The sequence below is a fragment of the Flagellimonas sp. genome, from assembly GCF_965222555.1.
GTDB lineage: Bacteria > Bacteroidota > Bacteroidia > Flavobacteriales > Flavobacteriaceae > Flagellimonas.
The window spans coordinates 344,021-360,651 of record NZ_CBDCUG010000005.1; the positions used below are offsets into that span (position 1 = coordinate 344,021).

The window sequence follows — 16,631 nt, forward strand, 5'->3', positions numbered from 1 at the left end:
TAAAAATACCTTTTATCCCTTGATTTTCACAAACTGCAGATAATCAGAATTCTTTGCAATCACGATAAACCTTTCTCCAGAAATTTCAATGCCCTGCATGTCCTTTACATCTCCTGACGCATAAAACCCACTGTTCCTGCCCTCTACGGATTCAAATCTACCTTTGCCATCACCTTGTAAAAGCAGACCGTTTCCAGCATCATTTCGTGGTGTCTCAACTTCTGAGCTATGAAGATTTCCGGCAATCAGTACATCTAAATGGCCATCTTTGGTATAATCATCCACAAGTATTTGATTTATAACCGATAATTGTGCCAAATTGGGAAGTTTATGACTAATGAATTTTCCGTCTTTATTTTCCAAATACACACTTGCAAAGGATTTAACTTGATAGTGCAGAGATTCCTTTAAATTATCTTCTGTATAAACATCTGCGAGGGTCGCCTCTGAAAAAGATTCATAATTCTTGAATTTTTGCTTTATCCCCGGCATTTGTTGTGATGAACATTCTCTTCCCCTCAACGGGAATTTCTCTCCTTCATTAAAATAACTCAATACAATATCATTGGTGCTGTTGTTGTCAAAATCGTTCAAATAGACATCAAAAGTCTCATTTTCGCTTGCCTTATATTTATAATTGAGACCTAGATTTCCAACAATAAAATCTTTATCGCCATCATTGTCAAAATCCCCTTCTTTAACACTGAACCACCAACCTCTAGAATTTTCAAGGCCATATTCCTCAGTGACATCCGTAAAATATCCTTGGTCATTTTTGAGCAAGGTTATGGGCATCCATTCGCCCACGATCATTAAATCAGTCCAACCATCATTATCAAAATCTGTCCATGAGGCATCAGTAACCAGCCCCATTTTTTGAAGTGAAGGTGCAATCTTGGTGGTCGCATCCACAAACTTTGGAGCTCCTTTTTCGCTTACATTTTCTAAAATATAGCTATTTGCTGGGGAAGGATAATTGCCGGGAACCAATCTTCCACCTACAAAAAGGTCCAAATCACCATCTTTATCATAATCAAAACTATGCACCCTTGATCCACTGGTGACCATACTCGGAAGTGCGGTATCGGACTTTTTAAAAGTTCCTTTTCCCTCATTCACATAAAGTCTATCCTGTAACATTTTGGAAACCGGTGAGAATTCGTTCCCTCCACTGACGATATAAACATCATTATCCCCATCATTATCAGCATCGAAAATATGAATCCCCATATCCTCATGTCCGCTTCCGGTAGTAAAGACATCCATCTCAACCTTCTCAAATCCTTTCTCTTTTTGAAAGAATATTGAAGTCGTATTTTGGGAGGAGCCACCAACAATTAAATCGTCCAAATTATCCATATTAAGGTCACCTACGGCCACATTGGGGCCAAACATGGATGTTTGATGGGGCAGTAAAATTTCTTTATCAAAGTCATTATAATAATTTTCAATATGCCTATGGTGTACCACTAAAGAAGTATCAACCACCTGCTGAAACATCTTTTCCGATGTGGATAGTTTGTCCAGGGCTTCATACGGGTTCCCAGCTTCCAAATGATCAATGGTCACCAAAGCATTCATCTGGGGTTGTTCAATAACTTGCACCTTATTGTCTGGCCAAACAATTTTAATGGAATCAATTTGTTGGGAATCTCCCAAACCAAAATGCAAGCGTGGGGCAACAGAGGATTGAAATCCTCGTGTCAGTGTCATTTCTTGATACTGCTGACCGGTATTGCTGAATAAAGTAACCTTTGTACCTATTCCGAAAGGATTTTTATCCGTACCCTTGAATTTTATAGTTAGGTGGTTATTGGATTCTGAACTCTTATTTTCAAAAATAGTGGCATGGTCATCAATATTATTGGTCACTATTTCCAAATCCCCATCATTGTCCAAATCAACATAAACGGATCCGTTTGAAAACCCCTTATGTTCAATTCCCCATGCCTTATTTGTTCGCTCAAAGGTTAGATCTCCATTATTCCTGAATGCAAAATTGTCTATTTTCTCAGATGGAATTGCAAGGCTTTTTGCCAAAGTGCTATCCTTATGTACCCCAAACTTATCAATTTTTTTAAAGTAATCCCTATTGTTTATTTCCCTTCTTGTTCCGTTGGATATAAAAATGTCCTTCCATCCATCATTATCCAAATCAGCAAACAAAGGTCCCCAGCTCCAATCAGTTGATGATACCCCAGCCAAGCGGGAAACATTGCTGAAGTCAGGCAAAGAATCCAACAGGTTTCCATTGTTCATTTGAAGGCTGTTCTGCATGTATTGGTAATGAAATCCTGAATTCACCGTACTCCAAAACAAAGCGGGGTTCATACTTGCCATATTTGCCTTGGCTCTACGGTTGATCTGCGCTGTCATATCCACTTGAAGCACATCCAACAGCAAATCGTTGTTAAAATCAGCAATATCGACCCCCATTCCGTAGAACGAAGTGTTCTTGGTCACAGTTTTTACCTGTTCTGTAAAAGTTCCATTTTTATTGTTGACAAAGAGGTAATCTGGAGAACTAAAATCATTGGAAACATATATGTCCGGCCATCCATCTTGATTAAGGTCACCTACGGTTGCACTTAGCGAAAGGCCGAACGTTTTAAGTCCTGCTTTTTCGGTGACATCCATAAATTTGCCATTGTCATTTTTATAAAGTCTATCCGTTTCCAGAGGTTTTGGGAATTTCTGCTTCATTGCATAATGAAAATTTGGAGCATTGAACGGAGTAGGAGGGTAATTGGCCACATAAAGGTCTAAGTCCCCATCCAGGTCATAATCAAAAAAGGTTGCTTGAACACTGTTACTGGGGTCATCAATGCCGTATTCTTTTGCTTGCTCGGAAAATGTGTTATCTCCGTTATTAATAAAAAGTTGGTTCTCTTTGGGTTTGAATTTTCCACCCACGGAACAATAAATATCCAAATAACCATCATTGTTCACATCGCTCATCGTTGCTCCCGTATACCATCTTGAGTCCCCAGAAATTCCAGCTTGCTCCGTGATATCTTCAAATTGTAGATTGCCCTTGTTCAAATATAGCTTATTGGAAACCATGTTCCCAGTGAAGAAAAGGTCAATAAGTCCATCATTGTTAATATCCCCTGCAGATACTCCACCTCCCATATAGATGTATGCGTAGGTAAAATAATTCAGGGAATCATTTTCCTTAAGGTTGTTGGCAAAACTGACACCCGTTTTCTTATGGTCCAGTTTTCTAAATATTTTTTCTTGGTGTATTTCGGCTGTTTTTTCTGCCTTCTTACATGTGATGCAAGACAAGGCCAACAGAAAAAAACAGCTATTTCTAACAATGATGTGCATTACCGGGAATTTGAACTATACTAATATAATTAGACTTGAAATTGCTGCAAAAAGAACAGGGCATTTTAATAAAATGCCCTGTGCAGCTAAACTTAAACTAATAAACTCAACCAAACTTAAAATTAATATCCTGGGTTTTGAGTTAAAGAGCCAGCACTAAGGTCTATCGCTCCAATAGGAATTGGGAATAGATCATGTTTGCTGTCATAAGGATTGATCAAAGCTCCAAAACCAGGTATAGTACGTGCTTCATTTGTATAATATTCTGTCAGGACAGACTGGGAATTACCCCATCTTCTAAGATCGAACAAGCGGTGTCCTTCCATACCAAGCTCCAAACGACGCTCAAAACGAACCGCTTTTCTTGCAAAAGCCGCATCAGCAAAAGCCGCGTACGGTTCAATTACGTATGTGGCAGCATCCCCGGAACCATCAGTAGCCTGCATGTAATTGGAACTTTTTGCCCTGTTTCGAACTTGATTTACATAATTGAGAGCAGTTGCTAAATCTCCAGTTTCAACTGCAGCTTCAGCAGCCATCAAAAGAACATCGGCATAACGCATAACGTTGTAATTGACCCCAGAAAGTTGCTGTCCCCATGATCCGGTTGCTTGCTGCGTTCCAGCATCATCGGCCCAGTATACATTCTTCTTTGGTAAATATGGGCCGGAAATATCTCCATTGGCAAATTTGGCCCTAATCCATGCCTCACCTATATGTTCACCGTAACCATTGTAGTCAATTCCTCTTCTTCCTACGGTATAATCCGCTCTTGGATCAAGATTACCCGCAAATGGGGTAAAATCTGTAGGTACCGGAGGGTCAGAATCTGGAACAAAAGAAAGAAGGTCCCAATCACTTGTTACATCTGTCTGGTTAAAAGTGTCCAGTAACGGAAGGCCACTGCCATCAGTTTGAAATGCATTCAACAAATCTTGCGTTGGCTGATAAAATCCACAACAAGAACCAAAAGGACCTGGATTTGGGAAATTAAGCGCACCAACTACATTACCATTGTAGGATTGACCACTATCTGTAGTAAACTGAATTTGAAATACGGACTCAGAACCATTTTCTCCAGCCAACCTAAAGTTTTCTACAAAGTCGGCCAAAAGAGAATATGGACCATTGTTGATTACATCATTTAACAATGTTAAAGCACTGGCCCAATCTGATTGATACAAATGCGTTTTTCCAAGAAATGCCTTAGCGGTCCAAGAAGTTGGCCTTCCCACATTACCTGAGTCACGCGTGGCTGGCAAGTTATCTATGGCAAACTGAAAATCAGCCTCAATTTGGTCCCATATAGGACCAGGATTTGGTTGATTGAATTCAGATGCAGCATAATTCTCCTCAGAAATGAAGGGTACATTACCAAACATTACCTGTAATTGAAAATTTGCCAGTCCTCTTAAAAACCTTGCTTGTGCAATTTGATCGGTAAATTCTGCTGGATTTTCCAAAGAACTTGTTAATGCCAGCATAGCATTAGAACGATTTACCAAAGTAAATAGTTCGCCCCAACGTGCATAGAAATAACCATTGGCTGATGACCAGTTCATAATTTCGATTTCCTTTAAATCTGCTTGGTCGTCATTTGTACTCCCTTTGTGCGCGTCATCGGATAATACATCCATCCACCAATTGTCTGCTGCTCTACCCCAACCATTTCCAAAACTGGTTGAACTTACGGCATTTAATGAGGAATAAGCCCCCGTCAATAACAATGAGACACCTTCTTCATTTGCCAAAGCTTCATCAGATAAGGCTCCAACGGCCGGTGTTTCTGTAAAATCATCGCTACATCCAATTAGCAGGATCAGTAAAACCAAACATAAATTAATAAAATTCTTCTTTTTCATTTTTTTAGAGTTTTAAGTTAATCCCTAAGGTGTAGATTTTTGGTTGAGGATAAACCCTCCTATCTATACCTAAATTTAAATTTTGACCTACCCCATCAGCATCGATTGGTATCACTTCAGGGTCAAAACCTTCATAATCTGTAATTGTGAAGATGTTGGTTCCTTGAAGGTAAATTCTCAAGGATCCCAGACCAATCTTGTCAGTCACATCACTTGGCAAGGTATAACCAATTTGCATGTTCTTTAATCTAAAGTATGAACCGTCCTCAACAAAGTATGTATTGGAAGAAGCTTCTTCCAATGGATATGAAGCGGTCAATGCTGGAACATTGGTGTTGGTATTGGATGGCGTCCAAGCGTTGAGTACCCTTGTACTTCTGTTACTATTAAAGAATAGACCAAAATCCGTAAATACCTTACTATAGTTATAAACATCATTACCTTGAGAACCGGTAAAGAACAATTGCATATCAAATCCTTTGTAAGAAAGATTGGCATTGATACCATAAGTGAAATCTGGATGCGGAGAACCTATCTTGGTTCTGTCATCACCATCCACTAAGGACTCACCATCACCATCGATATCTTCATACATGAATCTACCATTGCTATCCAAGCCAGTAATTTTACGTCCATAGAAGAAAGAAATTTCATCACCTACCTCTGTACGTGTTACGGAACCATTTCTTAAATCACCTCTTCCAGGAACAGGAGAATCATTGATCAATCTTGTCACTTTGTTCTTGTAATGCGACAGGTTCAAATTGACATCATAAGAAAAGCCACTTGCTGTTGTATTACCGTAACCAATTGAAAGATCTATTCCCTTATTCTCAACATCCCCTAAGTTCACCAAAGGAGCTTGTGCATCTATCGCTGTTGAACTGATCAGACTAAAATCCCTAGTAATCAAGTTTTCGGTTTTGATATTGAAATATTCCGCAGAAATATTCAAACTGCTTTCAAAAAGTGAAAGTTCAACTCCAAAGTTTGTGGTTTGCGAAGTTTCCCATTTTAAATCAGAATTCCCTACTTGGGTCAATAATGCACCAGTGGCAATGCTTGTTCCATCAAAAGAATAGTTTGCAAATTGCTCACTCAAGCTGGAAATATTGATGGTTGGGTTGTTGGCCGGTAGGGTCTGGTTGCCCAGTTCTCCCCAAGATCCTTTCAGTTTCAGACGGTTAACAATACCATCTGAAGGCCAAAAATCCTCGTCACTGATAAGCCATCCCGCACTTACAGCAGGAAATACTCCGGTTTGGTTGTCTCCCAAAAACCTGGACGACTGATCTCTACGTAACGTGGCCGTAAGGAAATAACGACTTTGATAAGAATAATTTACAGAGCCAAATATGGAATAAAGGGTATTTTCCCGGTCAAAAGTCACATCCTCGTTATTAGCTGTGGTGGGAACGTTGGGAGCACCCGATCCATTACTTAACAAGTAAAAATTGGGATCTTCAAATAAGAAACCTGTTCTTGAGACTTCCTTACTTTTTTGGCCTTCTTCCAAAGCTTCTATACCTGCAATGGCATTTAAGCTGTGATCTCCGAACGTCTTATTGTAGTTCAAGATGTTTGTCCAACTCCAATTGTATCGAGTCTGATCTCTTTCAGTTAAAGTGTTGGTGGATATAGGTTCACCATTTTCTGGATCCAATGAAACAAATCGTCTTGAATCGAAAATCTCAAAACCACCCGCCAATGTAGACTTAAAGGATAGACCGTCTATTATCTCATAATTTAGATAAATGTCACCAATACCGGCATAGCGCTTATCATAATCATTTCTTGTTCTATACAATTGAGCCACAGGGTTCCTTGGATTTCCAATTCCCGGAGGTGCAGAGCCCGCAAAGAAACCATCGTCGTCCCTTACAGGTACCAATGGGGAAATTCTATAAGCCATTTCTATGGCCTCAGCATTACCCGGTGAGGTATTGGAAAAAGAAAAGTTGACATGCTCTCCAATACGTAATTTTTCACCTATTTTGAATTCGGAGTTAAGCTTTGTGCCTCCACGCTTGAATCCAGTATGGTTTACCACACCTTCACGGCTAAGATAGGAAGCGGACATAAAGTATTTTCCACTTTCATTACCATTTGCAATGGAAATGGAAGCGTTGGAAATGGGAGCTGTTTGGGTAATTTCTTCTACCCAATCGGTACCTCCCGGTTGTACGGTTGCATTTACTTGACCAGCAGGAAAGAAAACAATGGGGTCATAGGACTGTACTCTAGTATACCCAACAATTGAAGATGGAATTACAGGAGAAGCACCATCGCCATACTGTGGGTGGCTTGGAGCAATACCATCATTGGTTCTACTCTGCCAAATCATATCAGCATGCTGCTGTACATTTAACAGGTCAATTGGGTTACCAACTTTGGAGAAACCTGTATAAAGGTCAACAGAAACTTCGGCCTTTTCCATATTGTAACCTCCGCCTTTGGTAGTGATAATAACAACACCATTGGAAGCTCTAGCCCCATAAATGGATGCCGCGCCATCTTTTAAGACGTTCATTTGTTCAATATCAGTTGGATTGATATTGTTTAGAACGTTTGGATCATCCGTCTGTACACCATCAATAATGTAAAGAGGGTTAGTGTTATTGGTGGTACCAAATCCACGAACGTTAATTTTTGGTGCTGTCCCTGGATCACCACTAGTGATTACCTGAACTCCAGTTACCCTTCCTTGAAGGACTTCTGCAGCATTTACAACAGGAGTTTTTACCGCCTCATCAATATCAACGGAAGCAACCGACCCAGTAACATCTCCACGTGTTTGTGTTGCATACCCCAATACAACCACTTCCGACAGTTTACTGGAATCCTCTGTCATACTCACGTTGACCGTTGTGCGTCCATCAATCGCAACCTCCTGGGTCGCAAAACCAATATAACTGAACACCAATGTTGCGTCAGCAGCAGCTGAAATGGTATAGTTACCATCAAAATCTGTTTGGGTACCATTTGTAGTTCCCTTTACAACAATATTGGCCCCGGGCAAAGGCGCGCCATCTGCATCGGTCACTGTTCCAGTGACGTCACTTTGCAATACAAGCTTTGGTTCTTCTGTAGTTTTTGGTTCGGGCAGTTTTCTTACAATAACAACCTGTCTATCATCAATTTTGAAGCTCAAGTCGGTATTTCTAAAAGCTTTTTTCAGAATATCGGCCAACTTAACATTTCTCAATTTTAGCGATACTCTTTTGTTTCTATCCAAAACATCGTCTTTGTAAAAAAAGATGTATTCGGTTTTTGTTTGAATTTCTTTGAAGAGGTCTTCAAGTACAACGTCGTTTACGTCAATATCTATTTTGGTCTGTGCATACGATGAGTTGGCATAAACAGAACCAAGACCAAGTCCAATTAATAAAAGTAGAACTCTCATAAGCGTCCAGAAATAAGATCTCAAAGGCACAATTGCACCTAAAGGACTGAGGTTAACAATTTTATTCATATTTTAGTTTTTTATGTTAGTAAATGTTGCTGTCACAATACTTCAGCAATGTTTTCTTTTAGCCAGAAGATGTTGGCGCATCTTCTGGTTTTTTTATTGGTTTTTTTCACTTCATATGGTTGGCACTTTTAATTAATAATGATTTGATTTTCGTTTTGTTTAGTATATTCAAAATTTGCTGTTTCCCTAATTATTTTCACCACGTTCTCAACATCCTCTTTTAAGTCCAAATAGCCAGAAAAAGTCTGATTTTCCAATACTTTGTCATTAATGACAATATCCACATTATAATATCTGGAAAGCCTTTTCATAATGTACTTTAGATTGTCACTTTTGAAAATAAACACACCTTCGCGCCAAGAAAAATACTTGTTAACATCAACTTTTCTTGCCGAAATTGCGTTAGCATTTTTGGTGTAAACTGCTTGCGTTCCAGGTGAAATTTTCATGCTCTTCGTTCTACCAAGAAAGGAGTTCCCCTTATAATTGATCTGTACGCTTCCATTTTTCAGGGTTGTACTGATGCTTTCATCATCAGGATAATTGCTTACATTAAAAGTAGTTCCCAAAACCTCTATCTCATGGTTTTCTGCTTTTACAATAAAAGGTTGTTTCTTATTATGGGTCACATCAAATATGCCCTCACCTTCAAGGTAGACCTCTCTGTTCTTTCCCTTAAATATTACTGGATACACCAATTTTGAGCCGGAATTCAGCCAAACTTTACTACCATCGGACAACTCTATCTGTGATCTTCGACCAAAAGGAACAATAAGTGTATTGTAAACAATCTCATTATTTTTTACCGTGGCTTGATCTACCTCCTGTAAAGTGCCTATTTTAACTTTACTTCCGGTATTGGAGTATTTAATATCTGTATTGTCCGGATCAATGTTTATGTTCGTTTCATTATCCAAAACCAAAGTAACCTCTGTGGCATTTTCAGATTTAACATTGGCCACAGTAGTCTTCACATAATCTTCTATTGAATAAGAGTCTTTGCTATAATTATTTACCCCTATGATACCAATGAAGGCAATTGAGGCTGCCGCACCGATTCCATATCGAATGCGCTTTTTATAACGTCGATATTTAAAGATAGAACTTGTAATCCTTTGCTTTAAATGTTCTTTTTCCTCTTGGTCAATATGTTCTTTTCGGAAATGTTCTTTCTCCATCTTAAACTTTAGCGCATTTTGATTTTATACTGAAAATTGGATTTATCATGCGCCCTTATTAATAAAAGCACGCAATATTTGATATATAGACACCTTTTTTAGACTTTTTTTAAGAAAATCTTAAAAAGTGTTGAGAATAAGGGTTTTAAGAAGGATAATTCAACAGATATTTTGCCAAAATCTGAACAATAGGATGCTTAAAAAAGTACTTTCACCAAAAAAAGCAATGGTAAAACAATGTTCTTCCGTAATGATTTTATTGCCCTATAAATAATTGTTCTCGAAGTTTCCACCGAAGTGTTCATAATCTCTGCAATTTCCTCGTATGACCTTTTTTCGTTGAACCTCAAGGACAATCCTTTTTGTTGTCTTTTGGTTAAAAATTCAGTGGCCTTATGCAGACTCTGGCTTTTTTGGGCAGCCTTTTCTATCGCAATCAATTCTTCTTCTGGAGATGGGACATGGCTCCTAAGCACATATTTAAAAGGAACATCATTGTTGAAATATGTCGCTTTCTCCTTATGTTTTCTATTGATTTTTCTTTTAAGCGATTTTAGTAGATAATATTTAACGTTGTTGGTTTCTGATAGCCTGGATTGGTACTTATACAGATCCAAAAAAAGGTCGTGAATACAATCCATCACATAATTTCTATCCTCTGAAAACTGCATACCATATGAAAAAAGATCATCTATGTAAATATCATATACCCGACCCAAGGCAATGACATTCCCTTTTCTTAATTCATTCCATAAAACTATTTCTTCTCTATTTATATTTTCCAACATATTCTAGTCTACATTCAACACATCAAATCGTACAATCCTTGAATACCTATAATACAATCAGATATATTATAGTGCTGTTTCTCAATAAATGTGGTAAAATGTGCTCACCACAACAATAAATTGATATGAAAACTATTTTGGGCTTTTAAAGAAATTGCCCAGCCAATAACATTTAGCAAATAACAACTGCTCCACATAAAACATTATGGCCATGGAAAATTATGTTCCCCTTGATTTCTGAATCATAGTTAAGAATGTTTTGAGTTAGTAGCTACATTAAGTTCAATGTATTTATCAATTCAACAGACTTGACAAATACGTAGTTTTTAAGTTAATTACTGATAAATATATAAAAAATGATGATACATTTTTACTTGTACTTATATTGTTGAAGTATTTATCTATGAATTAATCAACATGGAGCAAAGCACATTAATCAAACCCGTACCATCTATATGGAATAGTCATTTTATTATATCTTCTTAGCATTCTACTTATATTCAATACAGATTTTTCTGTAAATACTTCTTGATTTCTTTGCATTCATCTAAGGTAATCGTAGCATGAAGTACCTTTCAAATCTGCTTATATTCCATATACTTGAACCATTTTAAGTTTTAATAGTTGGACAGTAATCCCAGACTCTTTGAACATTCCTCCAAATTCTTTCTATAATTAAGTCAGTTTTAAATATTTAGCAATTCACCTAAACCAGAATCTTTTCAATTGGATGTGTTGATACTTTTGGGTATAGGTTTTTTCTAACAAAAAAGATTGATTTTGTATAACATAAACACTTCCTTGAATTGATGTATAAAATAGTATTAGTATATTTTTCATCTGAAAAATGGCATGAAAGCTTCTAAAAAACATAAAAGAGAGATTACCTCACTATCTGCACAGGATAGTTTTTTGGTCATGGATAGGGAGCGGGACAGTTTTGATTATCCCGTCCACTTTCATCCAGAACTTGAGCTCAATTTTATTGAGAACGGGAAAGGAATGAAAAGAACGGTTGGGTATAACATTGAAGAGATAGACAATTATGAGTTAGTATTGGTTGGACCCAATGTCTATCACGGTTGGGAAATGCACAATTGCACCAACAAGGTACATGAAGTAACCATTCAATTCCATAATAATTTGTTTGAGGATGGGTTATTGTACAAAAGCATAATGAAACCACTTCGTGAAATGCTCAACAGATCTGTGCATGGCATTCTTTTTAGTAAAGAAGAATCCAAAAAAATTGCACCAAGAATCATGAATGTTTCCAAACTAGCTGGAATAAATTACTTTTTAGAGCTCTTTTCCATTCTGTATAGCCTCTCCATTACACCCAACCAGCAATTACTTTCAGTTTCGCAATTGCCAAAAGATGATTTTGAGAACAGTGATAAAATAAAAATATTATACAAGTTTATCCAGGAGAACTATGCTTCCAAAATAAGTTTGTCCCAAGTATCTGGTCTACTTAATATGAGTAAGGTGTCTTTTAATCGATTTATAAAGAAAAGTACGGAAAAAACTTTTGTGGAATATTTAAATGATGTTCGGGTGGACAACGCGTCCCGAATGCTGGCAGAACTGGATTTCAGTGTTTCGGAGATTGCCTACAAATGCGGATTCAACAATATTGCCAATTTTAACCGAATCTTCAAAAAATCCAAAGGGTGTACACCCAGTAAATATCGCAAAGAGTTTTATAAAGTTACCCGAGTGGAATAGTATCTTCCCCTTTAGCCCATTATTTCTTTCATCTATTCAAAAAACCTATTTTAGGGGACAATATCACACGATACTATGACAAGTTTAAAGGTATTTTTAAAACAATTGGGGCCAGGGCTTCTTTTTGCCAGTATGGCCATTGGCACTTCACATTTGGTGTTATCCACCAAAGCGGGGGCCCAATATGGATGGATCATGGTCATTCCAATTATTTTGGCCAATGTTCTTAAATATCCCTTTTTTGAATTTGGAATCAGATATACCACTACAACCAAAAAAAGCTTGGTGGAAGGATATCTGAACCTAGGTAAAAAATACTTATGGATCTATGCATTTGTCACCATCATTTCCACTTTTACCATTTTAGCTGCTCTTTATGTAGTAACCGCTGGACTCTTTATGAATCTTTTTAAAATTTCCAGTGTAAGTGTGGGCTTTGTAGCCCTCTGTCTTTTTGTTTTTATTGGCGCCATTCTGATTATTGGAAAATATCAATTTCTTGAGGACTCTTTAAAAGCAGTGATTTCCATTTTGTTTGTTGCACTGATAGTTACTACGGTTGTTGTGATACAAAAAGGTCCGGTACCAGATGCCGGTTCATACCAACGCCCCGAAATCTTCAATGAAGTTGGGATTCTTTTTTTGATAGGGCTCATGGGTTGGATGCCCACAGCGGTTGAGGCTTCGGGTTGGGTGAGCCTTTGGAGTATGGAAAATATGAAAACTATGAAGGAAAAGCCCTCCCTTAAATTAGCGCTCCAAGAATTTAACATAGGCTACTTTCTTACCGCTCTTTTGGCCATTTTCTTTTTGATCATTGGATGGATGACCTTATACGGAACAGGAACCGAGCTCAGTGGAAAAGCGGTGGTTTTTGCCGATCAAGTGGTAAACCTGTTTACGGTGAACATCGGAAAATGGGCTTATATCTTTATTGCCATAGCGGCTTTTGCCACCATGTTCAGCACTTGTATGACTGCTCATGATGCAGTTTCCAGGGTAAGTCTTGATGTATTGGAAAAACTTTATCCCAATGCCAAATCCTTTAGAAGTAAGCATGCTTTTGCTGTTGCCGTAATTGCAATGGCCATCATAAACTGGGTGGTAATAACGGTTTTTGGTGCCAACATGGCCAATTTAGTGGCTTTGGCCACTTTTGTTTCCTTTGTTATGGCCCCATTAATTGGGTGGATGAACCTAAAAACCGTAATGGGCAAGGATATAATCGAAGAAAATCATCCTAAGTTTGGACTACAACTATTGTCCTATTTGGGAATAGTTTTTCTTTCCCTTTTTGCTTTGTACTATTGTTGGATTATTCTGGTATGATCAGTCAAAAAGTACGTTGTCGTTAAGCACTACGATTAATGATCTTTGGTTCTGTTGATGTAACATTTCCAAGCAGAAAACTCCATTGGTGCAATTATTCAGGATTTTGTCCTCTCCATAACCAATAGAATATAGAATATTTGAAGCTGGAACTCCACTCTCAATCAGATAACTCTTTATGGCATCTGAACGACTCTGTGTAAGTCTAAAATTCGTACTACTCCCTCCTCTACTATCCGTATACGTCTCTATTCTAAGTTGTGCAGATGGAAATCCATTTATAAAGCTTACTACTTTATCCAATTCGGTCTTGATTTCAGGTGTCAATGATGTTTTGCTTCTTCCAAAGAAGAATTTCTTCATTTTAACCGCTTTTTGCCCCTCTGTTTCCTCTACCAAATCATCATAAAGTGCAACTTCTATATCATGGTTCACACTCTCCAAAGTCCCTAAGTCTTCTTCTTTAAAATGTTTTCGATATTCGGAACATCTTTGCTTAGTAGATTCCAATATAAGCTCTTTTTGCCATGGAACCTCTAACCTATAATTTCCATTATCATCGGAATATGTTTCCGCCAGTAAAGTGCCTTCGGCATCCAACAGTCTGACCGCTGCTTTTTCAATAATATCGGATTTTTTATAGGTTTTGACTACTTTTCCTTTTATGGTAAAAGTTTTTAGTCCAGGTTTTTTATCCACTTTAAATCCATAAAGATCATCTTTCCCCTTTCCGCCGGGTCTATTTGAAGCAAAGTACCCTAAAAGCCCCTCTCCTTCATTCCTCATTATCAATCCAAAATCGTCTTCTGTTGAGTTAACTCCTTTCCCAAGGTTGACAGGAATACTGAATATATCACCTTCCATGTTGGATTTGTATATATCCATACCTCCCAAGCCATAGAAAACATCGGATGAAAAATAAAAACTGTTCTCAAAAATAAATGGTGCAATTTCGTTACCTCCAGAATTAATTCTAGGGCCTAAATTTATTGGCGCCGACATAATTTGCCCATTGTTGGTATATACATAGTAAATATCCGTGCCACCATAGCCATTTTCAAAGTTTGCCGAAAAATAGAGTTTGCCGCTCTTCTCATCATAATATGGATAATAGAAAGATGTACTCAAGTCCTTGAGCAATAACTGAAATGGACCATTTTCGGGTTGCATCCCTATGGCCAGTGCGTTTTTTCCATTCTCATCAAAAGACAGCTCCCCATTTTCACTATTGGACAGAACATAAAATATACTTTTTAATCCTTCCGAATAATGAGGTGTAGCTTTATGGAAATTTGAGGGTGCGATTTCTAAAAACGGTTCTGCATTAGAAATTTGTCCATCATTTTGGACAATTGCACCATAAATATTCAAATAGCCCTCAACTGATGCAGAATACCTCTTCTTCTTTTTCTCCTGTGATCTACCCGTGGCAAACAAAAGTTGTTCTTTATAAAATGAAGGTGAAAAATCGGATTGGGGACTATTACTGCTAAGGTTAAAAATCTGAAAACCTATATCATCGTTGGCATTACCTCCCTTTAGCAACTGATTATTGAACTCAACATTTTCAATAAATTCCTTTGAAAAACCAGAGGACATTGTAGCCAAAAAAGCATTTGTTTTTCCTTCACCTGCTGTTTTTGACAGACTTTGGAGCATCATGTTCAAATGATAATTGTCCAACAGTGAATCTTCCTTTTTATATAATTCCAAATAAGTCTTTGAAGCTTTTTCAAAATCCCCTACCTTGAAATAGGCATCAGCCAAATTCAAGAATTGTTGTTCAGTCAGAGCACTTTTGGTCAGCTCAGCTTTATAGGCATTTATCGCCTTGTGGAATTCATATTGAAAAAAGAAATCATCTCCTTTGGACCGCTTTCCTTGAGCAAAGCAAATCACCATGCCCAAGATAGAGAACCATAGCGTAGTATATATTTTTTTAGCTTGTACCATATTAGAAAAATCTGGGGGAGTCAATCTGTTTTGGTTTGCCTTTTGTGTTCTTATTTTTATTTTTTGTCTTGGGAGTTCTACTTCTAGAACTTTCTCGTCCTATATAAAATTTCAATATCGCTTCGTGTGAACCTCCACTGAATTCTCCCAAACCATTTGTGTTGTAATCGTACGAATATCCTAAAAACAAGGTATTGGACACCTGGATACCCGCCAGACCACTAACTGCATTATCAAATCTATACGCCCCTCCTATAGTGAGGGCATCAATAAACTGGAAATTAGCCGATAAATTCACGTTGACCGGAGAGCCTTGAAGGTAATTTATCAAAAATGCAGGTTTAAACTTAGTTCTCTCTGACAATTGAAAAACGTATCCACCTATCAAATTAAACTGCATACTGCCTTCTACAATGGTTGCCACTTCATCATTGTAAAGTCCGTTGGTCAAAAAATTGGGAACTGACAGGCCAGTATACCAATCTTCTTCATAAAGAAACACCCCGGCACCTACCGTCGGGTAAAAACTGCTTATATTTTCTCCAAATATCGTTGGGTCCGCCGGATTCTCAAAAGTCCCTTCAGAATAATCCAGATTCAAAAAAGACCCTCCGGCCGAAAGGCCAAAAGATAATTTTGTAATATCGGAAACATTGATTTGATAGGAATATGAAAGTGTGGCAAAGGTTTGTTTTGATGGTCCCAACTCATCCAGTACTATATTAAGGCCAAGTCCCATTTTTTCATTGGCAAGGGGAACATTGGCTCCGAAGCGCATTGTGGTAGGTGCCCCTGGAATGTCCGTCCATTGTGCCCTATAAAGCCCAGCTATTTCAGGAGATTCCACAGTGCCTACATATGCCGGATTGAAACTACCAATATTGTACATGTACTGTGTATATTGGGGTTCTTTTTGGGCATTGCCAATACTGACCATACCTATCAAGAAAGCAAATATTCCGTATTTTTTTAACCCAGTGTTATTTGGCAT

At 37.9% G+C, this 16,631-nt stretch carries 9 protein-coding genes; 2 read left to right on the forward strand and 7 right to left on the reverse strand.

All coding sequences use genetic code 11. From position 1 onward, the window contains the following. Nucleotides 1-12: 12 nt before the first annotated feature. The 5 genes from ACOQO1_RS10130 to ACOQO1_RS10150 all read right to left on the reverse strand — a co-directional run bounded on the left by ACOQO1_RS10130 (nucleotide 13) and on the right by ACOQO1_RS10150 (nucleotide 10,630). Nucleotides 13-3,330 carry a VCBS repeat-containing protein gene (locus ACOQO1_RS10130; RefSeq protein ID WP_420602759.1) on the reverse strand — a complete coding sequence of 1,106 codons (3,318 nt, stop codon included), beginning with the start codon at nucleotides 3,328-3,330 and terminating at the stop codon, nucleotides 13-15. A gap of 122 nt (nucleotides 3,331-3,452) precedes the next feature. Next, a complete protein-coding gene (locus ACOQO1_RS10135) occupies nucleotides 3,453-5,192 on the reverse strand; it encodes a RagB/SusD family nutrient uptake outer membrane protein (protein WP_420602760.1) in 1,740 nt (579 codons plus the stop codon). 4 nt (nucleotides 5,193-5,196) lie between these two features. Continuing rightward, a complete protein-coding gene (locus ACOQO1_RS10140) occupies nucleotides 5,197-8,664 on the reverse strand; it encodes a TonB-dependent receptor (protein WP_420602761.1) in 3,468 nt (1,155 codons plus the stop codon). A 128-nt stretch (nucleotides 8,665-8,792) separates the two neighbouring features. Next, nucleotides 8,793-9,842 (reverse strand): FecR family protein, encoded by a 1,050-nt coding sequence (locus tag ACOQO1_RS10145; protein ID WP_420602762.1) that lies wholly within the window; start codon nucleotides 9,840-9,842, stop codon nucleotides 8,793-8,795. A gap of 197 nt (nucleotides 9,843-10,039) precedes the next feature. Beyond that, the gene (locus ACOQO1_RS10150) at nucleotides 10,040-10,630 is read right to left on the reverse strand and encodes an RNA polymerase sigma factor (RefSeq protein ID WP_420602763.1); all 591 of its coding nucleotides are present in this window, start codon (nucleotides 10,628-10,630) and stop codon (nucleotides 10,040-10,042) included. A gap of 852 nt (nucleotides 10,631-11,482) precedes the next feature. On the opposite strand from ACOQO1_RS10150, the gene ACOQO1_RS10155 reads away from it, so the two are divergent. Together ACOQO1_RS10155 and ACOQO1_RS10160 are read left to right on the forward strand one after the other, a co-directional pair. Continuing rightward, nucleotides 11,483-12,358 carry an AraC family transcriptional regulator gene (locus tag ACOQO1_RS10155; protein ID WP_420602764.1) on the forward strand — a complete coding sequence of 292 codons (876 nt, stop codon included), beginning with the start codon at nucleotides 11,483-11,485 and terminating at the stop codon, nucleotides 12,356-12,358. A 75-nt stretch (nucleotides 12,359-12,433) separates the two neighbouring features. After that, nucleotides 12,434-13,687, forward strand: a complete 1,254-nt coding sequence (locus ACOQO1_RS10160) for an NRAMP family divalent metal transporter (protein ID WP_420602765.1) — start codon at nucleotides 12,434-12,436, stop codon at nucleotides 13,685-13,687. Here ACOQO1_RS10160 and ACOQO1_RS10165 read toward each other — a convergent pair whose 3' ends face one another. Together ACOQO1_RS10165 and ACOQO1_RS10170 are read right to left on the reverse strand one after the other, a co-directional pair. After that, nucleotides 13,688-15,640, reverse strand: a complete 1,953-nt coding sequence (locus tag ACOQO1_RS10165) for an OmpA family protein (RefSeq protein ID WP_420602766.1) — start codon at nucleotides 15,638-15,640, stop codon at nucleotides 13,688-13,690. Nucleotide 15,641: 1 nt separating this feature from the next. Beyond that, on the reverse strand, nucleotides 15,642-16,631 hold the full coding sequence (locus ACOQO1_RS10170; RefSeq protein WP_420602767.1) for a type IX secretion system membrane protein PorP/SprF: 990 nt from the start codon (nucleotides 16,629-16,631) through the stop codon (nucleotides 15,642-15,644).